The organism is Pseudomonas sp. S2_A05, assembly GCF_054668485.1.
The window spans coordinates 5,248,212-5,274,358 of record NZ_CP162775.1; the positions used below are offsets into that span (position 1 = coordinate 5,248,212).

The following is a 26,147-nucleotide window of genomic DNA, read 5'->3' on the forward strand; positions in this document are numbered from 1 at the left end:
CATCGCTGGCAAGCCAGCTCCCACAGGGACACTGACCGGCTTGAAGGAATGTCTGTAGTCAAAGTGCTAATTTCTAAAGGTCCTTTCAGCAAACCACGTAGGGCAAATCTGAATTTCCCGTCACCTGCTCAGCACCCCTTGCCCCTCATGCAGAATCGCCCGCCCTCACACTGCAGAGAGACATCGGATGTTCGCGCCTGCCAATCAACCGCGTTTCACGTTGACCCTCGAAGGCGCCCAGCATGACCTCAAGGTCCTTGAGTTCACGGGCAGGGAAGCCATCAGCCAACCCTTTCGCTTCGAGCTGGAACTGGTCAGCGAGCGGCCGGACCTGGATCTGGAAAGCCTGCTGCATGGTCAGGCGTTTCTGAGTTTCGATGCTCAGGGTTGCGGTATTCATGGTCAGATTTATCAGGTCGGGCAGGGCGATTCCGGGAAACGTCTGACACGCTATCACCTCAGCCTTGTCCCGCGTCTGACGTATCTGGGGCATCGCATCAACCAGCGTATTTTTCAGCATCAGAGCGTGCCGCAGATCATCACACAGATCCTCAAGGATCATTCGATCCTGCGCGATGCCTTTGAATTTCGCCTGGGCAGCGAATACCCGGAGCGCGAATACTGCGTGCAATACGCCGAAAGCGATCTGGCCTTCATCCAGCGTCTGTGTGCCGAAGTCGGCATTCATTACCACTTTCAACACAGCCCCGAAGGCCATTTGCTGGTATTCGGCGACGACCAGACCGTGTTCCCCAAGCTGCCCGAGCCGACGCTGTATCTGCCGGGCAGCGGCATGTCGGCGGGCGCGCCGGCGATTCAGCGTTTCAATGTGCGCGTGGAAACCCGCACCAGCGTCGTCACCCGGCGCGACTACAACTTCGAAAAACCACGCCTGTCGCTGGAAAGTCGCAGTGACGGCGAGCAGCGTCCAGTGCTGGAGGACTATCACTTTCCCGGTCAATTCAATGATCGCGAAACCGGCAAAGGCCTGACGCGCCGCGCGCTTGAACGTCATGTCGCCGATTACCGTCAAGCCGAAGGCACCAGCGACGAATCCTCGCTGGTCTGCGGCCATTTCCTGCAACTCACCGGGCATCCGCGCAGCGACTGGAATGATCTGTGGTTGCTCACCTGTGTCGAGCATCGCGGCCGTCAGCCGCAGGTGCTTGAGGAATCGGTGACCAGCGATGGCGAATCCTTCCAGGGCTACCGCAATACTTTCGTCGCCACGCCGTGGGACGTGGTCTTTCGTCCGGCGCTGTGCCCGGAAAAACCGCGCATGTCGGGCTACCAACCTGCCGTGGTCACCGGCCCGAAAGACCTTGAGATCCATTGCGATGAATACGGCCGGGTCAAAGTGCAACTGGCCTGGGACCGCGATGGCGAACTCAATGAGCACTCCAGTTGCTGGCTGCGCGTTGCGACCGGTTGGGCTCACGATCACTACGGCAGCGTGTTGATTCCGCGCGTCGGCATGGAAGTTTTGGTCGGCTTCATTGATTGCGATGCCGACAAGCCGCTGGTCATGGGTTGCCTGCCGAATGCGGCGACCCCGGTGCCGCTGGATCTGCCGGCAGACAAGACCCGCAGTATCTTCCGCAGCCAGAGCAGCCCTGGCGGTGGCGGTTATAACGAACTGCGCATCGAAGACAAAAAAGGCGCCGAGGAAATCTACCTGCGTGCCCAGCGCAACTGGACCCAGCATGTGCTCAACGACCAGCAGCTGCAGGTCGATAATCAGCGCAGTGTGGTGGTCACCGGCACCGCCCGCCATGAACTCAAGGCCGACGAGCAACGCATCACCCACGGCCAGCGCCAGACCGAAGTCAGGCAGGATGATCATTTGTCCGTGCTCGGCGACCGGCAGGTGCGGGTGAACAGCCAGGCCACCAGCGCCTCGGCGCAGATCCATATCAGCGCAGGCCAGCAAGTGGTCATTGATGGCGGCGCGAGCGCGACGATTCAGGCCGGGGGACAGTGGATCAACATTGGTCCCGGCGGAATTTTCAGCAGCGTGCCAATTGTTGTGGGCGGCGCGCCGATGGCGGCGACCAGCGCTGCGCCGGTGGTGCCGGGATTGCCGGAGAAACTGGCCGCTGCGCCGGCGGCGATTCTCACCGCCGCACAGATCATGAGTCTCAAAGGTGATGCGCCATTCTGCGAGGAGTGTGAGCGTTGTAAGGATGGTGTTTGTGCAGCGTGAGGAATTGACGCCCGAACAATGGCTGGCGCGGCAGCCGCTGCATGCGTCGGAACAACTGTTCGCCATTTTCAGCCGCGCCAGCGACGCCGATGCCTTCAAAGCCTGGCAGGGCACGGCGAATCCGGTCTGGGCCGAGACCATTTATGCCGAGTGGGACGCGGTGATGCCCTACGTGGGAATTGTCGCTGCAGACAGTGAGTTTTTACGTTGGGTGGCGGAAACAGAATCCCGGGATTGGGGATGGTTGGCGGTGTCTTCGGCGGATCTTGACGTGCTGGTCGAACATTTCCGCAGCCTCACTCAGGTGCTGATGCCGGACGGTAAAGCCGTGTTTTTCCGCTTTTGGGATGGTCGTTTTTTACTGCCTCTTTTGCACTCTGACGAGGTCATTCCCGCGCAATGGCTGCCAGTCGTTTCACGAGCCTTGATCAATGGCCAAGCCATTGAAATCGGGGGCCGTGCGCTGGTTTCGGGGCGGGTCTTTCCGTGGTGGAGCGTGCCGCAATCGCTCTTGGCGCAGACAGATGCAAGCGTACGCATCGCCAATGCTTTGCAATGGCTGAGCGAGGAGCAACCGGCCGTGTTCGAGGCGTTTCCCGAGGCTGTTTTGCGCTGCAAGGTCGGGCAGTTTTTCAAATTATCGATGTCGGAAGATTCGTCACGATCGTCCCTTCTGGAGTTTTTGCTGGCAGAGGCAGAGTGAAATTTCGGGGCAAACGCTTCGGACGTTTCCTTCGAATCGCGGCGGCTTTCATGAACTGGTGCGCGGTGGGTTGCAGGGATAGTCTTTTCGTTGTCGCCGCGAGAGCGTTGGCAGGATGAAGGATTCCCGCATTCATGACGTTACAGTTCGTTGGCTTTTTGCGGCACTTGGTTCAAGTCCGTAAGATCGTTCGCGGCGGCTGTGCGTGGGGCACGCTTCGGCGTGGCCGAGGTCCATGATTGCTCGGTTCCTACTCCCGCGCACAGCTGCCACCCTAACCCGTAGGAAGGTGTGATGGCGGCTCACGTTTATCAATCATGGGACCCGGAAAATGACCAATATGCATACTGATTCACCCTACGAAAAAATCACTCCTCACCCCGACAACCGCTTCATGGCCCTCACCGGCAATTGCAGCGACATGCCCAGCCTGTTCGTCGACACCCACGTGCCCCTCGACATCCTCATGGACGCCGCCAACCATCGCATCCGCGCCGTGGTCCAGGTCCTGGAAAACATGTGCATGCGCGGCTCGATCGAATGCGACTCCGTGATCCTCAGCGACTTCGCCCTGCTGTGCGCCATCCCATTGCGCGATGGCTGTGATGTGCTCGATGTCATCGGCAGACGCTTGCGCAGCATGCCCGCCTGAAAAAGATCAAAAGATCGTTAATAGATATCAACGCGTCGGTCGGAAATGTACGCATCCTGAGTTTTGATAAAAATGTTGAACGCCTCGGAGTTGTAGACATGCAGGCACCCAAGAAACACTACTTTTTCATTCGAGTATTTGCTGTTTGAAGGTGTCTGCTCGTAAGCCGCCAACACGTAGTTTTGGGTTTCTTTATAGGGATCGTGCAGCACCTGCAGCGTGTCTTCATTTTGCAGGATGGTATGCATGCCTTTGCCCATGAACGAATAGGCATTGGCGGACAGTGCAATGTCTTTTTCCAGCGCTGAGCGTTCGTTGAATGGCTTCAGGATGCAGTGGCTCAGCCCGTAGTTCTTTAGTGTCTGGCGTGCCTGTTCAATGTGGGTTTCGTCGGCAAGGGCGAGGTATGGACTAAGAAGGCCGAGTAAACAGATGATCAGATATCGCATGAATTTTTGACTTCCTGTCGTTGATGGTTAGCCAGTTTAACGCCATAAAAGCAAAGCCCCTCACCCTAGCCCTCTCCCAGAGGGGAGAGGGGACTGACCGAGTTGTCTTGGTGTTGTACGCCGACCTGCGACTTCAGCGGTGAACTTCGTTTGGCCAAGCCTGAGATCACGTCGATCATTCAGGTCGATGTAACTCGCAAGATCGCCACCGTAAGTCCCCTCTCCCTTCGGGAGAGGGTTAGGGTGAGGGAAAGGCGTTTGTCCACTCGGCTGCGAACCCCTGACTTGCCGACCGGTAAAAGGTAAACTTTGCGGCCCTCGCAGGAGCAGCCATGAATTATCGTCACGCCTTCCATGCCGGCAATCACGCCGATGTTTTCAAACACCTGACCTTGACCCGCCTCATCGCTCTGATGTCGCGCAAGGAGCAGCCGTTTGCCTATCTCGACACGCACGCCGGCATCGGTCTGTATGACTTGCAGGGCGATCAGGCCAATCGCACCGGCGAGTACCTGGAAGGCATTGCGCGGTTGTGGGATCAGCCGGACCTGCCGGCGCTGACTGCCGACTATATGAAGGTGCTGCACGAGATGAACCCGGATGGCCAGTTGCGCTATTACCCGGGTTCGCCGGAGCTGGCACGGCGTCTGACGCGGCCGCAGGATCGGGTGATGCTCAACGAGAAGCATCCCGAAGATGGCGTGTTGCTCAAGGACAACATGGCCGGCGATCGTCGAGTGAAAGTGCATCTGGGCGAGGGCTGGCATGTGGCGCGGGCGATGTTGCCGGTGCAGGAGAAGCGCGCGGTGATGCTGATCGATCCGCCGTTCGAGCAACTGGACGAGATGCAGCGTTGCGCGGCGTCGATGAAAGAAGCCATCGGCCGCATGCGCCAGACCGTGGCAGCGATCTGGTATCCGGTGAAGGATCAGCGTGCATTGCGGCGTTTCTATCAAGACCTGGCGGGCACGGGTGCGCCGAAGTTGCTGCGTGTGGAGCTGCTGGTGCATCCACTGGACACGCCGAACAGCCTGAACGGTTCCGGGCTGGCGATCGCCAATCCGCCGTGGGGGCTGGAAGAAGAATTGCGTGAGCTGCTGCCGTGGTTGTCGAAGAAGCTGGGGCAGACCCAAGGTGGCTGGCAGATGGATTGGTTAATTGCCGAGAGCTGATCGCCGAGCGATCGTTCCCACGCTCCGCGTGGGAATGCCTCAATGGACGCTCTGCGTCCGCTGTCAGGACGCGGAGCGTCCCGGGCTGCATTCCCACGCAGAGCGTGGGAACGATCAGGCGGGGTTAGTTGCCCGCCAGGCTCGCAGGCATGCAAACGCCGGTGCCGCCAATCCCGCAATAACCCTCAGGGTTCTTCGCCAGATATTGCTGGTGATACGTCTCGGCGAAGTACACGGTCGGCGCCTGTTCGATCTCGGTGCTGATTTCGCCCAGACCCGCCTTCGACAGTTCCGCCTGATACACAGCCTTGCTCTTCAGCGCCGCGTCCAGATGCTCAGGCGAGGTCGCGTAGATCACCGAGCGGTACTGGGTGCCGATGTCGTTGCCCTGACGCATGCCCTGAGTCGGGTTGTGCAGTTCCCAGAACATCGCCAGCAGTTCCTCGTAACTGACTTGGGCCTTGTCATACACCACCAAGACCACTTCGGCGTGGCCGGTTAGGCCCGAGCAGACTTCTTCGTACGTCGGGTTCGGCGTGAAGCCGCCGGCGTAACCGACCACGGTGCTGACCACACCTTCGCGCTGCCAGAAACGTCGTTCCGCGCCCCAGAAGCAACCCAGACCGAAAATCGCAAAGTCGACGTCCTGAAAGAATGGACCGAGCAGCGGGGTGTCTTCGAAGACGAAGTGTTTTTCCGGCAGGGTCATCGCGGTTTCGCGGCCGGGCAGGGCTTGTTCTTTGGTTGGAAGCACGTTTTTGTTCACCAGAATTTCCGAGCGCAGAACCATGAGCGTTCCTCTCAGTCAGGTTGGAGGTAAAAAGTCAGACCGCCAGTGTGCCGAATGATGCCGGAATTCGCACTATCAAAACTGTGGGAGCGAGCCTGCTCGCGAAAGCGGGGTGTCAGGCGACGAAGATGTCGACGGTTTTATCGCCTTCGCGAGCAGGCTCGCTCCCACAAGGGATCTTCATAGAGGCAGGCTTTAGAGGCACAGCGGCCCACGCGGGTAGCGCTTGAGGGCTTTGATCAACTCGTCACCGGGAATCGGCCGGTCGAACAGATAACCCTGGCCGACGTCGCAACGATGCCGCCGCAGGAAGGCCAGTTGCTCGGCGGTTTCGATGCCTTCAGCCACAACCTTGAGTTTCAGGTTGTGGGCCATGGCGATCACCGCCGAGGTGATTTCCATATCGTCCTGGTTGTCGGGGATTTCGTGGATGAAGCTGCGATCGATCTTGATGATGTCGATCGGGAATTTCTTCAGATAGCTCAGCGACGAGTACCCGGTGCCGAAGTCATCCATGGCCAGGGTCAGGCCCAGGCGCTTGAGCTGGTCGAGTTGCAAATGCGTGTCTTCGGTGGCTTCCAGCAGCAGGCCTTCGGTCAGCTCGAGTTCGAGCAGATTGGCCGGCAGCGCTTCTTCCCTGAGGATGTTGGCGATCGAGGCGACCAGATCCGGATCAGAGAACTGTTTCGGTGACAGATTGATTGCCACCTGCAGATTGCCCAGGCCGGCAGCGGTCAAGGATTTGCTCATGCGGCACGCCTGACGCGCGATCCACTTGCCGATCGGAATGATCAGGCCGGTTTCCTCGGCGACGCTGATGAACTGATCCGGGCGAATCATGCCGCGCTCCGGGTGGTTCCAGCGCAACAGCGCTTCCATCCCCAGCAGACGACCGCTGCGCAGGCACAGTTTCGGCTGGTAGAACACGTCCAGCTCGTTCTGCGTCAGGGCGCGGCGCAGGTTGTTCTCGACGAACAGTTTGTAACTGGCCTCGGCGTTCAGCGCCTCAGTGAACACCTGCAACTGGTGTTTGCCGTTGGCCTTGGCCTTGTGCAGTGCCAGACCGGCGTTGCGCATCAGGGTTTGCGGATCGCGCCCGTGCAGCGGCGCGCAGGCCAGACCGACGGAGCCGGTGACGCTGATAAGCTGGTTGTCGACGAACATCGGCTTGTCGAGGGTCATCAGCAACTGACTGGCAATCTGCTGCCCGGCTTCAAGATCGGTGTCGTCGAGCAACACGGCGAACTCGTTACTGGCAAAACGCGCCAGGCTGCCACTCGGGCTAAGGCTGTTGCGCAGGCGCCGGGCGAGGCTGATCAACAGTTTGTCGCCGGTCTGGTGACCGAGGCTGTCGTTGATCCGCTTGAAGTTGTCGATGTCCACCAGCAACAGGCTGATCGGCGTGTCGCTGTCGCGGGCGAAGCGCTCATCGAGATTGCGGATGAATGCCGGACGGTTACCGAGGTTGGTCAGGTTGTCGGTGTAGGCCAGGCGCTCGATGCGTTGCTGGGCCAATTTGGTCTGAGTGATGTCTTCGTAGATGCCGATGTAATGCGTCAGCTCACGGTTATCGCCATAGACCTTGGAGATCGACAGCTGGCCCCAGTACGGTTCGAGGTTCTTGCGTCGGCTCTTGAATTCGCCCTGCCAGCTGTTGCTCTGGGCCAGCGCCGAGGGCGCATCGAACAGCAGCTCACTGAGATTTTCCAGGGCGGGCAGTTCCGACAGGCGCTGACCGTGGACTTCCTCGGTGGTGTACTGGGTGATCGCGGTGAAGCTCGGGTTGACGTACTCGACTACGCCGTCGCAGTTGACCAGCAAAAAGGCGTTGGCGCTTTGCTCGACCGCGCGCTGAAACAGGTGCAGGGCGCTGGTGGCGGTGCGCCGGTTGTGATTGTTGATCACTTGTGCGAACTGGTCGGCCAGCTCACCGGCGAAGGCGATTTCGTCGGACTGCCAGGCACGGGTGACGCCGGTCTGTTCCAGGCACAACACGCCGACAACCTGGCCGTCGACGCGAATGCTGGCATCGAGCATGGCGTTGACGTCACGCGGACGCATCGCCTCGGCCATCTCGCGGGTGCGCGGGTCGTGCATGGCGTTGTGGGCATCGATGGCGCGGCTGCTGTGCAGGGCTTCCATGTAGTCGGGGAAGCCGCTGATATCGATCGGCTCCGGCAGGATGTATTCCTGAGTTGCGCGATGGTAAGCGGAGATCGGCAGCAAGCGCTGGCCTTCGAGGTTCCACAGGCTGGCGCAGTCGATCTCGTAGATATCGCAGGCGCAGCGGGTGATCAGTTCAGCGGCTTCCTGCAGCGAGTTGTGCGTGCTGTAGCGCTGGCGTGCGAGCAGCAGAATCAGATCCTGCTGGGCACGCACGCGCTCCAGATGCTGCAGTTGTTCCTGCTGGGCACGCTGGTTCAGCTCAAGGGCGATTTGCAGGCGCGAGTTCTGGGTTTCCAGATCCACCGAAGGCAGCGCCCGGGCTTCGTCGAACACCTCGTCGACCGCCAGCAGGTAGCCGCGCAGCAAATGCCGGTTGTGCTGTTTGTAGGCTTCGCCCAGCTCGAGGATGTTCAACGCGCCGGCGGCGGTGTGCAGGGTGTAGCGCACCACGTAATGTGCGCTTTTGCTCAACTGCTGCTGAATCGCATCGTGCAGTTGATAGCGCGCCTCGGGCTCCATCAGGCTGGCGTAAGGCGAGCCGACCAGCGCGCAGAGCTCGACGGCCGGCTGGCCAAACTGGCGTTCGCAGTTGGGATCAAGGAACAGCATCGCCCAACTGGCTTCATTCAAGCGCTCGAAACGCAGCATGCCGAGCCGCGAGGGCACAGGCAACTGCGTCACTACCTCGGCCGCCATACGGCTGGCGGCATCGGGCTGGCTCTTCATGAAGGAAACTCGCTTGGAAATATGCTGAATGCGCCGGGCTCTCGCCCTCTTGTCTGTTGGCTGCGGCAAGGTTGCATCATTGCGGCACCGACTGACAAGAGAGATGAAGGCCAAGTGCTATAAGAATATGTCGGCTGCAGTGAACATTTCTCCAGTGCACAACTGAAATGAGCAGAAGATCGCAGCCTTGAACAACTCTTGCAGGCGCCACGTAGCCATATAGGAGCTGCCGAAGGCTGCGATCTTTTGGTGTTTCAACGCAATTTCATACTGATCGACTGCAACTTCTTGCCATCGCGGTCATGGTAATTGACCAATATCTGATCAGCCTCAACGACCACATGCGCAAAATTGTCCTGACTCACCACCGCACTGGTGAGCTCGTGCCGATAATCCCCGGCTGCCGTGCGCACCAGCGGTTGATCGAGGATAAACGTTGAAGCCTTGGCATACGGCAGCAATTTGCTGTTGTGCAACGGCGAGGACACGATGGTGTGCACCTCGAAATCGGTGTCCTCGCTGTGACTCAAGCGACTGGTCAGCGAGCCATGGACGTCGCCGGAGACGAACACCACGTTCTTGATCCGGTGAGTGCGGATGGTTTCCAGCAGGCGCAGACGCTGCTCGGGAAAAGCTTTCCAGGCATCGTCACCGTTGAACTTGCGATCGGGATAGAACATCACGCTGGTCATCACGAATTTCACCCGTGCCGGGCTATGGATCAGCCATTGCAGCAGGGCGTGTTCCTGCTCGATGTCGAGAATGCGCCGGTCATCCTTCGACAAGTTGCGTCGGGTGCGGCTGTCGGTGACGAACCAGGCGATATCGCTGTCGCCAAACTGATACCAGTAATGCTTCAACGTATCCCGGTCTATCTGACCCTTCTCATTACATGCATAAACCGGGCTGTGGCTGGCTTGATAAAGTTCATAAGCGGCCATGGCGTTGCGATATAAGTCCTCGTCCGCTGCGGTGGCATTGGCAGGCCAGTTATCTTCTATTTCATGATCGTCGAGCATCATGTAAGTCGATGTATTGGACATCAGTCGCTGAATATTCGGTTGCGAAAATGCCGTTCGATATTTCTTCAGGATGTCTTTGGCTTCGCGATCCGGAGCAATGACATTCAAATCATCTACATACACTTGATCTCCGGTCATGATCACCGCGCTGACGGGTAGATGACTGTTCTCGACCAGTCGATTGATCGAGCCAAAGATGCGGTCGCCCAGTTGCGGCAAGGAAGCGACGCCAGCGGTAATCCGCAGATAACGGCACGAACCGACGACAAACCCCCGAGGCTGGCTGGCTTTCGCGGTGCGGGTGCGAAAGCGGTAGAGCTGTCGCGGCCATTGCAATGGAAACTCAATGACCGTGTCGATGGTATGCACCGGATTCATCGGGCTTAACCAGCCGGCTTGATATTCGTATTCACAATCAGCTTCGAGATCCTGCAATACCAGTACACCCGACATGTCATTGGCCGGGTTCAAAAGTGCAAATACGCTGTTCGACCATTTTTCCGTGCCGGCCTTGCGAGCGCGAACTCCGGCAAATACACGTTTTTTGTCCTGTTGTTCGCCGCGCATGAAAATGCGCACTTGGTTAGTTGTGGTGTGGCCCACGATGGGGCCGATAGTCGGTTTGAACATGATCGATTCCGTTCGAGATTTTAATAAACAAGAATTAAATAAGCGGAGCGTGTTGAAGCAACTTTCCTGAGCAGAGGTTAGTTGGCCAGCGGCGGAAAATATTGGCGTTAAGTGGACCAGACCTGTGGCCGATGTCAGCGCAGGTTGTAGGAAAGAGGCGCGATCCGGTTTATTTCAGGCAAAAAAAAGCCCCGTCAATTGACGGGGTTGAGGTACGAGCGTGTGGCGCTCGAAAGGGTGCAGCAAGCGGCCCTCCGTCGCCGGAGGGCCGTTTGGGTTACAGCAGGATGGTGCGGATGTCGCCCAACAGACTGCCCAGACGCTGAGTAAAGCGTGCCGCTGCAGCGCCGTTGATCACGCGGTGATCGTAGGACAGCGACAGTGGCAGCATCAGCTTCGGCTGGAAGGCTTTGCCGTCCCAGACTGGCTGGATGGTTGCCTTGGAAACACCGAGGATCGCCACTTCCGGCGCGTTGACGATCGGCGTGAAGCCGGTGCCGCCAATATGACCGAGGCTGGAAATGGTGAAGCAGGCACCCTGCATCTCGTCCGAGGACAGCTTCTTGGTGCGCGCTTTTTCAGCCAGCGAAGCCGCTTCGGCTGCCAATTGCAGCAGGCTCTTCTGGTCGACGTTCTTGATGACCGGCACCAACAGGCCATCCGGAGTGTCGACGGCGAAGCCGATGTTCACGTATTTCTTGCGGATGATCGCCTTGCCGCTTGGCGCCAGCGAACTGTTGAAGTCCGGCAGCTCCTTGAGCAAGTGCGCGCAGGTCTTGAGCAGCAGCGGCAGGATGGTCAGCTTGACGCCAGCCTTCTCGGCCACGGCTTTCTGCGCAACACGGAAAGCTTCCAGCTCGGTGATGTCCGCCGAGTCGAATTGCGTTACGTGTGGCACGTTCAGCCAGCTGCGGTGCAGGTTGGCGGCGCCGACCTGCATCAGGCGGGTCATCGGCACTTCTTCGATTTCGCCGAAACGGCTGAAATCGACCACCGGGATCGGCGGGATGCCCGCGCCACCGGTAGCGCCGCCAGCAGCGGCCGGTGCTTCCTTGGCCTTCTGCATCATCGCCTTGACGTAAACCTGCACGTCTTCCTTGAGGATGCGACCGTGCGGACCGCTGGCGCCAACAGCGCTCAGCTCGACGCCGAACTCACGGGCCAGTTGACGCACGGCAGGGCCGGCGTGAACTTTCGCGCCCGGCTTGGCCGGTGCGGCGGCTGGAGCGGCGGCAGCAGGTGCAGCGGCAGCCGGAGCAGCAGCGGCAGGTGCCGGAGCGCTCGGAGCTGCGGCAGCTGGAGCCGGGGCAGCAGCAGGGGCCGCGCCTTTGACTTTCAGCTTGAGGATCAGGTCGCCGGTACCGACTTCGTCATCCAGCTTGATGGAAACGCTTTCCACCACGCCAGCGGCAGGCGATGGGATTTCCATGCTTGCCTTGTCGGATTCCAGGGTGATCAGCGACTGGTCGGCTTCAACGGTATCCCCCGCCTTGACCAACACTTCGATGATCTTGGCTTTGCCAGCCGAGCCGATGTCCGGAACGTGGATGTCCTGAACGCTGTCGGCAACCGGTGCTGCTGGCGCGGCTGCCGGAGCAGGCGCAGCGGCAGCGGCCGGTGCAGCAGCTCGGGCCGGAGCGGCAGCCGCAGGGGCCGCAGCACCCGCCACTTCCAGATCCAGAATCAGGTCGCCAGTGCCGACTTCGTCGTTGAGCTTGACGCTGATGGCCTTGACCACGCCAGCGGCAGGCGACGGGATTTCCATGCTGGCCTTGTCGGATTCCAAGGTGATCAACGACTGATCAGCTTCGACGCTGTCGCCGACCTTGACCTGGATCTCGATGATCTGTGCCTTGCCCGACGAACCGATGTCCGGCACGTGCACTTGCTGTACCGAAGCGGCAGCAGGAGCAGCGGCAGGCGCGGCAGCAGCAGGTGTCGCAGCCGGTTTCTCTTCGGCTTTGGCAGGAGCAGCGGCAGGCGCAGGTGCCGCTTCAGCGGCGCCCTCGACTTCCAGCTCAAGCAGTTCGTCGCCTTCTTTCAGACGGTCGCCCAGCTTCACTTTCAGGCTCTTGATGACGCCGGCTTTCGGGGCCGGCACTTCCATGCTGGCCTTGTCCGATTCCAGGGTCAGGATGCTCTGGTCGGCTTCGATGCGGTCGCCGACCTTCACAAACAGTTCAATTACTTCACCTTCACCGCTGCCGATGTCAGGTACGCGAATGAGTTCGCTCACAAAATGTCTCCTCAGCAGTCCAGTGGGTTGCGTTTTTCCGGGTCGATGCCGAACTTGACGATGGCCTCGGCCACGACTTTAGGTTCGATATCACCACGGTCAGCCAGTGCTTCCAGGGCTGCCAACACCACGAAATGACGGTCGACTTCGAAGAAATGACGCAGTTTCTTGCGGCTGTCGCTGCGGCCGAAACCGTCGGTGCCCAGGACTTTGAATTCCTTGGACGGTACCCACTGACGGATCTGCTCGGCGAACAGCTTCATGTAGTCGGTAGAAGCAATGACCGGACCTTTACGGCCGTTCAGGCACTCTTCGACGTAGCTCAGCTTAGGCTTCTGGCCAGGCTTGAGGCGGTTGCTGCGCTCTACGGCCAGGCCGTCGCGACGCAGTTCGTTGAAGCTGGTAACGCTCCAGACGTCAGCGCCGATGTTGAACTCTTCACGCAGGATCTTCGCCGCTTCACGCACTTCACGCAGGATGGTGCCGGAGCCCATCAGCTGAACGTGGTGCGCCGCATCGCGAGTGTCTTCCTCGAGCAGGTACATGCCTTTCTTGATGCCTTCTTCGGCACCGGCCGGCATGGCTGGCTGCTGGTACGACTCGTTCATCACGGTGATGTAGTAGAAGATGTCCTGTTGCTCTTCGGTCATCTTCTTCATGCCGTCCTGAATGATCACCGCCAGCTCGTAGCCGTAGGTCGGATCGTAGGTGCGGCAGTTCGGGATGGTCGCGGCCAGCAGGTGGCTGTGACCGTCTTCGTGCTGCAGACCTTCACCGTTCAGGGTGGTGCGGCCAGCGGTGCCGCCGATCAGGAAGCCACGGGTACGGCTGTCGCCAGCGGCCCAGGCCAGGTCGCCGATACGCTGGAAACCGAACATCGAGTAGAAGATGTAGAACGGCAGCATCGGCTGGTTGTGGCTGGAGTACGAAGTACCGGCAGCGATGAACGAGCTCATGGCGCCTGCTTCGTTGATGCCTTCTTCAAGGATCTGACCTTTCTGGTCTTCCTTGTAGAACATCACCTGGTCCTTATCGACTGGCTCGTAGAGCTGGCCGACGGAGGAGTAGATACCCAGCTGACGGAACATGCCTTCCATACCGAAGGTACGGGCTTCGTCCGGGATGATCGGGACGATGCGCGGGCCGATTTCCTTGTCCTTGACCAGTTGCGCGAGGATCCGCACGAAAGCCATGGTGGTGGAAATTTCACGGTCGCCCGAGCCATCGAGGATGGCTTTCAGAGTGTCCAGATCCGGAGTCGGTACGCTGAAGCTCTGCGCGCGGCGCTGTGGCACGAAACCGCCCAGTGCGGCACGGCGCTCGGCGAGGTAGCGGGCTTCGGCGCTGTTTGGCTCTGGTTTGAAGAACGGCAGGTTCTCCAGCTCCTCGTCCTTGACCGGGATGTCGAAGCGGTCGCGGAACAGCTTCAGGCTGTCGACGTCGACTTTCTTGGTGTTGTGCGCAGTGTTTTTCGCTTCGCCGGCACCGGTGCCATAACCCTTGATGGTCTTGGCGAGGATGACGGTCGGTTGTTCCTTGTGGTTGACCGCTTCGTGGTACGCCGCGTAGACCTTGTACGGGTCGTGGCCGCCACGGTTGAGTTTCCAGATCTCGTCGTCGGACAGATCGGCAACCATCGCCTTGAGTTCAGGCGTGTTGAAGAAGTGCTCGCGAACGAACGCGCCGTCTTTGGCTTTGTAGTTCTGGTATTCGCCGTCGATGACTTCGTCCATGCGGCGTTGCAGGATACCGTCGACGTCTTTGGCCAGCAGCGGGTCCCAGAAACGGCCCCAGATGACTTTGGTCACGTTCCACTGCGCACCGCGGAACACGCCTTCGAGTTCCTGGATGATCTTGCCGTTGCCGCGAACCGGGCCGTCGAGGCGCTGCAGGTTGCAGTTGATGACGAAGATCAGGTTGTCCAGCTTCTCGCGGCCGGCCAGGGAGATCGCGCCCAGGGATTCCGGCTCGTCGCACTCGCCGTCGCCCAGGAAGCACCAGACTTTCTGTTTGCCCGGCTGGATGAAACCGCGATGCTCCAGGTACTTCATGAAGCGCGCCTGGTAGATCGCCTGGATCGGACCCAGACCCATCGATACGGTCGGGAACTGCCAGAAGTCAGGCATCAGCCAAGGGTGCGGATAGGACGACAGGCCTTGACCGTCGACTTCCTGACGGAAGTTGTTCATCTGGTCTTCGGTGATGCGGCCTTCCATGAATGCGCGGGCGTAAACGCCTGGCGAGGTGTGGCCCTGGAAGTAGATCAGGTCGCCGCCATGTTCGTCGGTCGGGGCCTGGAAGAAATAGTTGAAGCCGATGTCATACAGGGTCGCACTGGAAGCGAAGCTGGAGATGTGACCACCCAGGTCCGAATCTCGCAGGTTCGTGCGCATTACCATGGCCATCGCGTTCCAGCGTACCAGCGAGCGAATGCGGCGTTCCATGAACAGGTCGCCAGGCATGCGTGCTTCGTGGGTAACGGGGATCGTGTTGCGGTAAGGCGTGGTGATCGCGTAAGGGAGCTGCGAGCCGCTGCGGGTCGCGAGTTCGCCCATACGGGTCATCAGATAGTGAGCACGGTCTTCGCCTTCTTTGTCGAGAACCGATTCCAGGGCGTCCAGCCATTCCTGGGTTTCGACGGGATCGAGGTCTTGCATGGCTTGCTCCAGGGCGGAAAGGCTTCCAGAATCGGTTGCCTGAGTTTGCGACTGGCCTTGTGGGCAGACGATTTAAAATTCTTGGATTGCCGACAGGTTGTTCCGGCGGCGTGTAGTTTTACTACAAATCTTCCGGCATTTCAGCCTTTCGAATGTATAGACGAGTAGTAAAACTACAGATGAAAGGCTTGTGGCCTCCGACTGCGTTGTGAGAATAATCGTTAAGGCGGGTCGATTTCCATCCGAATAAGGTGAAGGTTTGATGCTGGATGCCAAAGAAGAAGAAATTTCAGCTATTTCTAACTTTTGTTCGACAGTCCTTCACGTAGCGGGTTTTCATCATTCACTACAAGCGGCCCTTATTACGCCGATCAAGGATAGACCATGACCCTGCCCGTGCTTGCCGAACTGCCCGCCATTCTCCTGCCGTTGGTCAGCCGATTCGAGCAGTCGTTCCGTACGTCCGTCGCCGCCCTTGAAGACGATCACGGCCTGTCGAACTGGACGTCGGAGCGCTGGGCGCAATTCGCCCGCGTCAGCGCCGCCAGCGAATTTGTCATTGAACAGAGCATTCGTGACCCTTTGATGTTGCTGTCGCTGGTGGCGTCCGGCGAACTTGATCGGGCGTTCGCGCCCGGCGAACTGTGCGCACAGATCGCCGCCGCCGTGAACTGCGCGCAGAGCGAAGACGAACTCGGCCGCGCCTTGCGCCGCCAGCGTGCACGGCATCAGGTGCGGATCATCTGGCGCGACCTGACCCGTCAGGCCGATCTGGTGCAGACCTGCCGTGATCTATCGGACATGGCCGACGCCACCATCGATCAAGCCTATCAATGGTTGTACAGCCGCCATTGCGAGCAATTCGGCACACCCACCGGCCGGCGCAGCGGTGAGCCGCAGCAGATGGTCATCCTTGGCATGGGCAAGCTCGGCGCGGTCGAGCTGAATCTGTCTTCCGATATCGACCTGATCTTCGCCTACCCCGAAGGCGGCGAAACCGTCGGCGTGAAACGCTCGCTGGATAATCAGGAATTCTTCATCCGCCTCGGCCAGCGTCTGATCAAGGCCCTCGATCCGATGACCGTCGACGGCTTCGTGTTTCGCGTCGACATGCGCCTGCGCCCCTACGGATCGTCCGGCGCGCTGGTGCTCAGCTTCAATGCGCTGGAGCAGTATTACCAGGATCAGGGCCGCGACTGGGAACGCTACGCGATGATCAAGGCGCGGGTGGTGGCTGGCGATCAGGTTGCCGGCGCGCAGTTGCTCGACATGCTACGGCCGTTCGTTTATCGGCGTTATCTGGACTTCTCGGCGATCGAAGCGCTGCGCACCATGAAGCAGCTGATCCAGCAGGAAGTGCGCCGCAAAGGCATGGCCGACAACATCAAGCTCGGCTCCGGCGGCATTCGTGAAGTCGAGTTCATCGCTCAGGCCTTTCAACTGATCCACGGTGGCCGCGATCTGAGCCTGCAACAGCGTCCTCTATTAAAGGTGTTGAGCACGCTGGAAGGGCAGGGCTATCTGCCGCCGGCGGTGGTCAGTGAACTGCGCGAGGGTTACGAGTTTCTGCGTTACACCGAACATGCCATTCAAGCGATTGCCGACCGTCAGACGCAGATGCTGCCGGACAGCGCGCAGGATCAGGCGCGGATCGCCTTCATGCTGGGTTTCGCCGATTGGCCGGCATTCCACGAACAGCTGATGTACTGGCGCGGGCGCGTGGCCTGGCATTTCGCCCAGGTGATCGCTGATCCCGACGAAGAAGAGGGCGGCGAAAGCGAAGTGGTGGTCGGTGGTGAATGGCTGCCGCTGTGGGAGGAAGAGCAGGACGAAGAGGCCGCGTGCCGCCAGTTGCAGGAGGGCGGTTTCGCCGATGCCGGCAAAGCGCTGAAAGCGCTGGCCGGTTTGCGTGGCAGTCCGCAATTGCGCGCGATGCAGCGGCTGGGGCGCGAGCGTCTCGATGCTTTTATTCCGCGACTGCTCGCGCAAGCGGTGGAGCACGACAATCCCGATCTGGTGCTCGAGCGCGTGCTGCCACTGGTGGAAGCGGTGGCGCGGCGTTCGGCGTATCTGGTTTTGCTCACGGAAAACCCCGGCGCGCTGCGCCGCCTGCTGACTTTGTGTGCGGCGAGCCCGTGGATTGCCGAGCAGATCACGCGCTTCCCGCTGCTGCTCGACGAATTGCTTAACGAGGGCCGGCTGTTCAAGCCGCCGCTGGCGCCGGAACTGGCGGCCGAGTTGCGCGAACGCCTGACGCGAATTCCCGAAGACGACCTCGAGCAGCAAATGGAAGCCCTGCGCCATTTCAAACTGGCGCACCGCTTGCGCGTCGCCGCCTCGGAAATCGCCGGCAGTCTGCCGTTGATGAAAGTCAGCGATTACCTGACCTGGCTGGCCGAGGCGATTCTCGAACAAGTGCTGGCCCTGGCCTGGCGGCAGACCGTGGCCAAGTACGGCACGCCGCTGCGCACCGACGGCACGCTGTGCGATCCCGGCTTCATCATTGTCGGTTATGGCAAAGTCGGCGGTATCGAATTGGGGCATGGTTCCGATCTGGATCTGGTGTTCATCCATGACGGCGATCCGCAGGCGGAAACCGACGGGCCGAAATCCATCGACGGCGCGCAGTTCTTCACGCGCCTGGGGCAGCGGATCATTCATCTGCTCACAGCGCAGACCAATTCCGGCCAGCTGTATGAAGTGGATATGCGCCTGCGGCCGTCCGGCGCTTCTGGGCTGTTGGTGAGCTCCCTCGGCGCATTCGCGCGCTATCAGGAAAACGAAGCCTGGACGTGGGAGCATCAGGCCTTGGTGCGCGCGCGCGTGCTGGTGGGCAGTCAGGATGTTGGCCAGGCTTTTGAAAAAGTCCGCGCGCAGGTGTTGGGCAAACCACGGGATCTGGCCAAACTGCAACAGGAAGTCAGCGAGATGCGCGCCAAGATGCGCGATAACCTCGGCACCCGCAGCACCGCAGCCGGCACGGCGGCGAATGCGTTCGACGCGGGCGTGCCGTTCGACCTCAAGCAGGACGCCGGAGGTATCGTCGATATTGAATTTATGGTGCAATACGCGGCCCTGGCGTGGTCGCACAGCCATCCGCCGCTGCTGCGCTGGACCGATAACATCCGCATTCTGGAAGAGCTGGAACACGAAGGGCTGATGCCTGCCGAAGATGCCAGTCTGTTGCGCGAGGCCTACAAGGCCTACCGCTCCGCCGCCCACCGGCAGGCCTTGCAGAAGGACGCCGGGGTAATACCGGGCGACCAGTTTGCCGACGAACGCCGGCAGGTTTTGCGGATATGGAAAGAGATGGGGCTAAGCTGAAAGCGGTTTATGCAGCACCCAATACCCTGTGGGAGCGAGCTTGCTCGCGAAGGCGGAGTGTCAGACGACACCGATGTCGGATGTGATGGCCCCTTCGCGAGCAGGCTCGCTCCCACAGTGATCTGCGCTGAGCGCAGTAATGTGAACAGATGCAAAACAATGTAGGAGTGAGCCTGCTCGCGATAGTGGAGTGACAGTCGACAGTCATGTTGAAGGAAATGACCCATCGCCAGCAGCGCCGCTTCCACAATGATTATCGAGGCGGGGAGGCGTAAATGCCTCCCCGGTTCGTTTTTGGAAACCACATGAATATTCTGATCGTTGGGCCCAGTTGGGTCGGTGACATGGTGATGGCGCAGACACTGTTTCAGTGTCTCAAGCAGCGCCACCCGCAATGCGCAATCGACGTGCTGGCGCCCGAATGGAGCCGGCCGATCCTTGAGCGCATGCCCGAGGTGCGCAAGGCCTTGAGCTTCCCGCTCGGCCATGGCGCGCTGGAACTGGCGACGCGTCGGCGCATCGGCAAATCCCTGCGCGGTCAGTACGATCAGGCGATCCTGCTGCCCAACTCGCTGAAGTCGGCGCTGGTGCCGTTTTTTGCCGGCATCCCGAAACGCACCGGTTGGCGCGGTGAATTCCGCTATGGCCTGCTCAACGACGTGCGTACCCTCGACAAAGAACGCTACCCGCTGATGATCGAGCGCTTCATGGCCTTGGCCTATGAAGCGAACGCCGAACTGCCGAAGCCGTACCCGCGCCCGAGTCTGCAAATCGACCCGGTGACCCGCGAGGCGGCACTGGTCAAGTTCGGCCTGAGCCTTGATCGCCCGGTCCTGGCCCTGTGCCCCGGCGCCGAGTTTGGCGAATCCAAGCGCTGGCCGTCCGAGCATTACGCCAAGGTCGCCGAAGCGCGCATCCGCGAAGGCTGGCAGGTGTGGCTGTTCGGCTCGAAAAACGATCACGCGGTCGGTGAAGATATCCGCGCACGTTTGATCCCGGGCCTGCGCGAAGAATCGGTCAACCTCAGCGGCGGCACCTCGCTGGCCGAGGCCATTGACCTGCTGTCCTGCGCCGATTCCGTTGTGTCCAATGACTCCGGCCTGATGCACGTCGCTGCGGCATTGAATCGTCCGCTGGTCGCGGTATACGGCTCGACCTCGCCGGGCTTCACCCCGCCGCTGGCCGAGCAGGTCGAGATCGTGCGCCTGGGCATCGAATGCAGCCCGTGCTTTGAACGCACTTGCCGGTTCGGCCATTACAACTGCCTGCGTCAGTTGATGCCGGAAGCGGTCAACGATGCCTTGCAGAAGTTGCAGGGCTCCGTGGTCGAGGTTCATTAACTTGCGGGTATTGTTGATCAAGACCTCATCGCTGGGCGACGTGATTCACGCGTTGCCGGCGCTGACCGATGCTGCACGCGCGATCCCGGGGATCAAGTTCGACTGGGTGGTGGAAGAGGGCTTCGCCGAGATTCCGAGCTGGCACCCGGCGGTCGATAAAGTGATTCCGGTGGCGATCCGCCGCTGGCGCAAGAATCTTTGGAAAACCATCACCAGCGGCGAGTGGAAACGCTTCAAGCAAAGCGTGCGCGCCAATAAATACGATCTGGTGATCGATGCCCAAGGCCTGCTGAAAAGTGCCTGGCTGACCCGCTACGTCAAAGCCCCGGTGGCCGGCCTCGATAAAACCTCGGCCCGCGAGCCGATGGCTGCGCGCTTCTACGATCGCAAGCTCGCCGTCGCCCGTGGTCAGCACGCCGTCGAACGCGTGCGCCAGTTGTTCGCCATTGCCTTGGGTTACGACCTGCCCAAAGGCCTCGGCGATTACGGCCTCAACGTTGAACGACTGGTCGAGTTGCCGCGCAAGAACGCCTACGTGGTGTTCCTCCACGGCACCACTTGGGACACCAAGCACTGGCCGGAAATCTACTGGCGCGAGCTGACCGAGCGGGTCGGCTACCTCGGCGTTGGCGTGAAGCTGCCGTGGGGCAACCCGCAGGAAAAGGCCCGCGCCGAACGCATCGCCGCCGGCTTCAAACACGCCGAAGTGCTGCCGAAGCTCAATCTGGCCGGCGTCGGCAAAGTCCTCGCCGGCGCGCAAGCCTGCGTGGCGGTGGACACCGGGCTCGGCCATCTGGCCGCTGCGCTGGATGTGCCGACCATCTCGTTGTTCGGCCCGACCAACCCGGGCCTGACCGGCGCTTACGGCAAGCTGCAGATTCATCTGGCCAGCGACTTCCCGTGCGCGCCCTGCATGCAGAAAAAATGTACCTATCAACCGACCGCGCAGGATGCCCGTCAGTTTGACCTGAAACGCGAGCAGCCTTTGTGCTTCACGCGTGTGAACCCCGAGCGTGTCGCCAGCCGACTGAGCACGTTGTTAATGGCTGAGGAGCTGCGCTGATGCAATTGGCATTTGTCCTGTACAAATATTTCCCGTTCGGTGGCTTGCAGCGCGACTTCATGCGCATCGCTCTCGAATGCCAGAAGCGCGGCCATCAGATTCGCGTCTACACGCTGATCTGGGAAGGCGACGTGCCCCCGGGTTTCGAGGTGCTGGTGGCGCCGGTCAAAGCGTTCTTCAACCACCGTCGCAACGAAAAGCTCAGCGCGTGGATGGCAGCGGATCTGGCCAAGCGTCCGGTCGATCGCTTGATCGGCTTCAACAAGATGCCGGGCCTGGACGTCTACTACGCCGCCGACGGCTGCTTCGAAGACAAGGCGCAAAATCTGCGCAACTCGCTGTACCGCCGTTGGGGCCGCTATCGCCACTTCGCCGAGTATGAGCGCGCGGTGTTCGCCAAGGACGCGAAGACCGAGGTGTTGATGATTTCCGAAGTGCAGCAGCCGCTGTTCATCAAGTATTACGACACGCCGCTCGAGCGCTTCCACCTGCTGCCGCCGGGCATTGCCCAGGACCGTCGGCGGCCGGCGGATGCCGATGAGATTCGCGCCGGTTTCCGCGCTGAATTCAATCTCAAGGACGACGAGTTGCTGCTGGTGCAGATCGGCTCCGGCTTCAAGACCAAGGGGGTCGATCGCAGCCTCAAGGCGCTGGCCGCCCTGCCGGCCGAATTGCGCAAACGCACCCGGCTGTTTGTAATCGGCCAGGATGACCCCAAATTGTTCCAGATGCAGAGTGCGACGCTGGGCCTGGGCGACAATGTGACCTTCCTCAAAGGCCGCAGCGATATCCCGCGTTTCCTGCTCGGTGCCGACCTGTTGATTCACCCGGCCTACAACGAAAACACCGGCACCGTGCTGCTTGAAGCGCTGGTGGCCGGGTTGCCTGTACTGGTCAGTGCGGTCTGCGGTTACGCCCATTACATCGCCGAAGCCGATGCCGGGCGAGTGCTGGACGAGCCGTTCGAGCAGGCGCAACTGACCCGATACCTGACCGAGATGTTGAGCGACGACGCTGCACGGGCGGCCTGGAGCCGCAACGGTCTGGCCTTCGCCGAGACGGCCGACCTCTACAGCATGCCGCAGCACGCGGCGGATGTGATTCTGGCGGAGCACGCTTAATGAAGTTGATGCTGGCTGAACCGTTCAAAAGCCTTTGGGCCGGACGCGACCCGTTCGCCGAAGTCGAAGGCTTGCAGGGCGAGGTGTACCGCGAGCTGGAAGCGCGCCGGACATTGCGCACGGAAGTCGACGGCAACGGGTTTTTTGTGAAAATCCACCGTGGCATCGGCTGGGGCGAGATCTTCAAGAACCTGCTGACCGCCAAGCTGCCGGTGCTCGGCGCGGGTCAGGAGTGGAAAGCCATTCAGCGTCTGCAGGAAGCCGGCGTGCCGACCATGACTGCCGTCGCCTACGGCGAGAAGGGCAGCAACCCGGCGGATCAGCATTCGTTCATCGTCACCGAAGAACTCGCGCCGACCATCAGCCTCGAAGACTTCAGCATTGACTGGGTCAAGCAGCCGCCGGAGCCAACACTCAAGCGCGCGCTGATTGCCGAAGTCGCGCGGATGACCGGGATGATGCACCGCGCCGGGGTCAATCACCGTGACTGCTACATTTGCCATTTTCTGCTGCACACCGACAAACCGGTCACACCGCAGGATTTCAAACTCTCGGTGATTGACCTGCATCGAGCCCAGACCCGCGCAAAGATCACTCAGCGCTGGCGCAACAAGGATCTGGCGGCGCTGTACTTCTCGGCGCTGGACATCGGCCTGACCCGCCGCGACAAACTGCGTTTCCTCAAAGGCTATTTCCAGCAACCGCTGCGGCAGATTCTGGCAGAAGAAGCGCCATTGCTGAGCTGGCTGCAAGGCAAGGCCGACAAGCTCTACGAGCGTAAACAGCGTTACGGGGATGCGCTCTGATGGCGGGTTGGACACTTGAGCCGCAGTACGGCGAACTCGCCGAAGATTTCGGCAGCCTCGAAGCCGTATTTGCCTTGCAGGGCGAACGCCTGACCCGCGATCCGCTGTCGGAGGTGGTTCGGGTGCAGCGCGACGGCGTCAATTATTACGTCAAACGCTACGTCGGCGCCGGTAAGGGCCTGCGCCGTTACCTCGGCAAGCCGCGTGTAAAAATGGAATGGCAGAACCTCAAGCGCTTCGCCAAGTGGGGTATCCCCACGGCCGAGGTGGTGGCCTGGGGGCTGGAGCGGCGGGGCGCGGCCTACGATCGGGGTGCGATGATCACCCGTGAGCTGCCCAATACCGAAGACCTTTCGGCACTGGCCGAGCGCAAGGATCCCAGGCTCAAGGATCGCGCCTGGGTCGACGGTGTCAGCCAGCAATTGGCCGGTTACACCCGGACCATGCACGACCATCGGTTTACGCATAACGATTTGAAATGGCGCAATCTGCTGATCGACGATCAGGCGCGCATCTTCCTCATCGACTGCCCCAACGGCGAATTCTGGCGCGGCTTCTGGCTCAAGTACCGGATCACCAAGGACCTCGCCTGTCTCGACAAACTGGCCAAGTATCACCTGTCCAACACCCAGCGCCTGCGCTTCTACAAGCAGTATCGCCAGTGTGATCGGCTCGATGTCGCCGACAAGAAGCGGATTCGCCACGTGGTGAGATTTTTTGAGGGGCGCGAATGACTGATTTTCTTGCCGAACAGGACCGCGCACTGCTGGAGCGCCACGGTCTCGGCAATTTCGATGCACTGTGGGCCAAACAGCTTGAAGCTGTGGATGAGCCCAACACTGCCGGTGGCGGCTGGAGCAGCGTGTTCCGTCTCGATCTTGAGGGCCAGGGCTATTACCTCAAGCGCCAGAGCAATTATCTGACCCGAACTTTGCAGGCGCCGTTTGGCGAGCCAAGCTTTGCCCGCGAATTTCGCAACATCAGCCGTTACCGCAAGTTGGGCATTCCGGCGTTGCAGGCGGCGTTTTTCGGTGAGCGCAAGGTCGCCGGGGAAGTACGCGCCATTCTGCTCACCCGTGCACTGGACGGCTGGAGCGACCTGGATTCGTTGCTGGCGTGCTGGGCGCAGCTCAGTGCCGCTCAGCATTCGGCGATTCTCAAGGCTTGCGGGCTGCTGGCGCGGCGGCTGCACGGCGCGCGTCAGGTGCATGGCTGTTTCTATCCCAAACATATTTTCCTGCGCGCCACCGGCGACGGCTATGAGGCGCAGCTGATCGATCTGGAGAAAACCCGGCCGTTGCTGTTCGGCATGCGTGATCGGGTCAAGGATCTGGAACCGTTGCAACGGCGAGCGCCGCAATGGAGCGAGGCAGACTTGCGCCAGTTGCTCGCGGCTTATCTCGATCAGCCGACTGACAGCTCGCTGCTCGACAGCTGGCTGACCCGACTGACAGCGCGGCGCAGCCATAAGGAGACCCGCTGATGCAATTGTCCGAGCTGGCCCGCTCCGGGCGTACCCCCTCACTGCCGCTGACCGTGACCCTGGCGGACGCCGCCGGTGTTGCGGATTTGCAGTTGCTGAGCCTGCTGCGGGTGTTGCCCGGGCAGCGCTATGTTGGCGCCGGCGTCTGGCGCGGTCGGCCGGTATTGGCCAAGTTGCTGGTCGGCAGCAAGGCCGCCCGGCATTTTCAGCGTGAGCTGGACGGTGTGCGCCTGCTCGCGGCGCAAGGCCTGACCACGCCGCTGCTGTTGGCCGATGGACTGAAAGACGGTGAGGGTGGCTGGCTGCTGTTCGAATTCCTCGAGGGTGCCGAGAGCCTCGGTGATGCCTGGGCCGAGGTCGAGTCTCTGCCGGCACTGGCCGATGAGCAGACCGCCGTTCTGGCCGAAGCGCTTGACGCTATCGGTCGGATGCATGGCAAAGGACTCTGGCAGGAGGATCTGCACCTGGACAATCTGCTGCGTCACGGCGGTCAGTTGTACCTGATCGATGGCGCCGGAGTTCGTGCGGAAGCGGCGGGCCAGCCACTGTCCCGACAAAAAGTGCTGGAAAACCTCGGGGTGTTTTTCGCTCAGCTTCCGAAGTCACTCGAGCCGTTCACCGAAGAGTTGCTGGTCTATTACCTGTTGAGCAACAGCGAACATGCTTTGCCGCTGGAGGCGTTGCAGAAACAGATCGACAAGGTGCGCAGTTGGCGGCTCAGGGATTATCTGAACAAGGTCGGCCGTGAATGCACGCTGTTCGCCGTGCAGCGCGGTGCATTTGTCCTGCGCGCCGTTCGCCGTGAAGAAGCAGCGGCCATGCTGCCGGTGCTTGATCAGGCCGACGCCTTGCTTGATCGGGGGCATCTGTACAAGACCGGCGGCGCGGCCAGCGTCGGCAGAGTCGAGGTGGCCGGGCGAGCTCTGGTTATCAAACGCTACAACATCAAGAATTTCGCCCATTGGCTCAAGCGCTTCTGGCGCCCGAGCCGGGCCTGGCATTCGTGGCGTGAAGGCAATCGCCTGGCGTTCCTGGGCATCGCCACGCCGAAACCGCTGGCGGTACTGGAAAAGCGTTTTTTGTGGCTGCGCCGCAGTGCCTATCTGGTCACCGAGTTCCTGCCCGGGCCGGACATCATCAAGCGCTTTGCGCCGTACGTGGAAAATGGCCAGGCACCGGAAGCCGAGTTGCTGGCGCTTGATCAATTGTTTGCCCGATTGATCGCCGAGCGCATCAGTCATGGCGACTTCAAAGGCCACAACCTATTCTGGCAGGCGGATCGCTGGGCGCTGATCGACCTCGACTCCATGTGTCAGCACTCATCGGTCGGCAGTTTTGCCCCAGCTTACGCCCGCGATCGCGCGCGGTTCATGCGCAACTGGCCTGAAAGCAGCGCGTTGTACCAGGTCATTGATCAGCGGTTGCCGAAAGAAGTCTCCAGCGCAGGGTGATTCCTTCTCACGAGCAGACTCGTTCTTGCAATGGACCTGGTCCACTGCGAAACGGAGTCTGTGGGCAGTAGCGGACAAAATACAGCGATCTGTCCTACAACTTCTCCAGAAGCCATGAACTGTGCCCTGCTCGGGCTCGATGCTAATTTGCCT

19 protein-coding genes are annotated in these 26,147 nt (G+C 60.4%); 13 read left to right on the plus strand and 6 right to left on the minus strand.

All coding sequences use genetic code 11. The features are described 5' to 3' along the window. Positions 1 to 187: 187 nt before the first annotated feature. The 3 genes from AB4O12_RS23840 to AB4O12_RS23850 all read left to right on the plus strand — a co-directional run bounded on the left by AB4O12_RS23840 (position 188) and on the right by AB4O12_RS23850 (position 3,558). Positions 188 to 2,203 (plus strand): type VI secretion system Vgr family protein, encoded by a 2,016-nt coding sequence (locus AB4O12_RS23840; protein WP_460059810.1) that lies wholly within the window; start codon positions 188 to 190, stop codon positions 2,201 to 2,203. Further along, entirely contained in the window at positions 2,184 to 2,906 is a 723-nt protein-coding gene (locus AB4O12_RS23845) for a DUF4123 domain-containing protein (RefSeq protein ID WP_435405986.1), read from the plus strand. The genes AB4O12_RS23840 and AB4O12_RS23845 overlap by 20 nt, the downstream gene beginning before the upstream one ends. 331 nt (positions 2,907 to 3,237) lie before the next feature. After that, a complete protein-coding gene (locus AB4O12_RS23850) occupies positions 3,238 to 3,558 on the plus strand; it encodes a hypothetical protein (RefSeq protein WP_056787448.1) in 321 nt (106 codons plus the stop codon). Positions 3,559 to 3,575: 17 nt separating this feature from the next. Here the strand turns inward: AB4O12_RS23850 and AB4O12_RS23855 are convergent, their stop codons facing one another. After that, entirely contained in the window at positions 3,576 to 4,007 is a 432-nt protein-coding gene (locus tag AB4O12_RS23855) for a hypothetical protein (RefSeq protein ID WP_460059811.1), read from the minus strand. A gap of 332 nt (positions 4,008 to 4,339) precedes the next feature. Between AB4O12_RS23855 and AB4O12_RS23860 the strand changes: the two genes are divergently transcribed. Then, positions 4,340 to 5,179, plus strand: coding sequence for a 23S rRNA (adenine(2030)-N(6))-methyltransferase RlmJ (locus tag AB4O12_RS23860; RefSeq protein ID WP_016772007.1), 840 nt, complete (start codon positions 4,340 to 4,342; stop codon positions 5,177 to 5,179). A gap of 124 nt (positions 5,180 to 5,303) precedes the next feature. On the opposite strand, the gene msrA is transcribed toward AB4O12_RS23860, so the two are convergent. The 5 genes from msrA to aceE form a co-directional block, all read right to left on the minus strand. Next, entirely contained in the window at positions 5,304 to 5,969 is a 666-nt protein-coding gene (gene msrA, locus AB4O12_RS23865; RefSeq protein WP_056787451.1) for a peptide-methionine (S)-S-oxide reductase MsrA, read from the minus strand. Between the two features lie 195 nt (positions 5,970 to 6,164). Next, on the minus strand, positions 6,165 to 8,861 hold the full coding sequence (locus AB4O12_RS23870) for a putative bifunctional diguanylate cyclase/phosphodiesterase (RefSeq protein WP_460059812.1): 2,697 nt from the start codon (positions 8,859 to 8,861) through the stop codon (positions 6,165 to 6,167). A 254-nt stretch (positions 8,862 to 9,115) separates the two neighbouring features. Further along, on the minus strand, positions 9,116 to 10,513 hold the full coding sequence (locus AB4O12_RS23875) for an alkaline phosphatase D family protein (protein WP_460059813.1): 1,398 nt from the start codon (positions 10,511 to 10,513) through the stop codon (positions 9,116 to 9,118). Positions 10,514 to 10,790: 277 nt separating this feature from the next. After that, positions 10,791 to 12,749 carry a dihydrolipoyllysine-residue acetyltransferase gene (gene aceF, locus AB4O12_RS23880; RefSeq protein WP_460059814.1) on the minus strand — a complete coding sequence of 653 codons (1,959 nt, stop codon included), beginning with the start codon at positions 12,747 to 12,749 and terminating at the stop codon, positions 10,791 to 10,793. Between the two features lie 11 nt (positions 12,750 to 12,760). Further along, positions 12,761 to 15,406 (minus strand): pyruvate dehydrogenase (acetyl-transferring), homodimeric type, encoded by a 2,646-nt coding sequence (gene aceE / locus AB4O12_RS23885; RefSeq protein WP_041477616.1) that lies wholly within the window; start codon positions 15,404 to 15,406, stop codon positions 12,761 to 12,763. A gap of 262 nt (positions 15,407 to 15,668) precedes the next feature. Between aceE and AB4O12_RS23890 the strand changes: the two genes are divergently transcribed. The 9 genes from AB4O12_RS23890 to AB4O12_RS23930 all read left to right on the plus strand — a co-directional run bounded on the left by AB4O12_RS23890 (position 15,669) and on the right by AB4O12_RS23930 (position 25,994). Further along, positions 15,669 to 15,794, plus strand: coding sequence for a hypothetical protein (locus AB4O12_RS23890; RefSeq protein ID WP_256584330.1), 126 nt, complete (start codon positions 15,669 to 15,671; stop codon positions 15,792 to 15,794). Beyond that, positions 15,791 to 18,730, plus strand: a complete 2,940-nt coding sequence (glnE, locus tag AB4O12_RS23895) for a bifunctional [glutamate--ammonia ligase]-adenylyl-L-tyrosine phosphorylase/[glutamate--ammonia-ligase] adenylyltransferase (RefSeq protein ID WP_460059815.1) — start codon at positions 15,791 to 15,793, stop codon at positions 18,728 to 18,730. Before AB4O12_RS23890 ends, glnE begins: the two co-directional genes overlap by 4 nt. 305 nt (positions 18,731 to 19,035) lie before the next feature. Further along, a complete protein-coding gene (gene waaF, locus AB4O12_RS23900; RefSeq protein WP_460059816.1) occupies positions 19,036 to 20,070 on the plus strand; it encodes a lipopolysaccharide heptosyltransferase II in 1,035 nt (344 codons plus the stop codon). Between the two features lies 1 nt (position 20,071). After that, on the plus strand, positions 20,072 to 21,133 hold the full coding sequence (rfaC, locus tag AB4O12_RS23905) for a lipopolysaccharide heptosyltransferase RfaC (RefSeq protein WP_095180991.1): 1,062 nt from the start codon (positions 20,072 to 20,074) through the stop codon (positions 21,131 to 21,133). Further along, positions 21,133 to 22,254, plus strand: a complete 1,122-nt coding sequence (locus tag AB4O12_RS23910; protein ID WP_041477621.1) for a glycosyltransferase family 4 protein — start codon at positions 21,133 to 21,135, stop codon at positions 22,252 to 22,254. Before rfaC ends, AB4O12_RS23910 begins: the two co-directional genes overlap by 1 nt. Then, on the plus strand, positions 22,254 to 23,060 hold the full coding sequence (gene rfaP / locus AB4O12_RS23915; protein ID WP_056787471.1) for a lipopolysaccharide core heptose(I) kinase RfaP: 807 nt from the start codon (positions 22,254 to 22,256) through the stop codon (positions 23,058 to 23,060). Before AB4O12_RS23910 ends, rfaP begins: the two co-directional genes overlap by 1 nt. Next, the gene (locus AB4O12_RS23920; protein ID WP_041477623.1) at positions 23,060 to 23,794 is read left to right on the plus strand and encodes a lipopolysaccharide kinase InaA family protein; all 735 of its coding nucleotides are present in this window, start codon (positions 23,060 to 23,062) and stop codon (positions 23,792 to 23,794) included. Before rfaP ends, AB4O12_RS23920 begins: the two co-directional genes overlap by 1 nt. Beyond that, positions 23,791 to 24,543 (plus strand): lipopolysaccharide kinase InaA family protein, encoded by a 753-nt coding sequence (locus tag AB4O12_RS23925; protein WP_236168152.1) that lies wholly within the window; start codon positions 23,791 to 23,793, stop codon positions 24,541 to 24,543. Before AB4O12_RS23920 ends, AB4O12_RS23925 begins: the two co-directional genes overlap by 4 nt. Then, entirely contained in the window at positions 24,543 to 25,994 is a 1,452-nt protein-coding gene (locus AB4O12_RS23930; RefSeq protein ID WP_095180990.1) for a lipopolysaccharide kinase InaA family protein, read from the plus strand. The genes AB4O12_RS23925 and AB4O12_RS23930 overlap by 1 nt, the downstream gene beginning before the upstream one ends. The last annotated feature ends 153 nt before the right edge of the window (positions 25,995 to 26,147 follow it).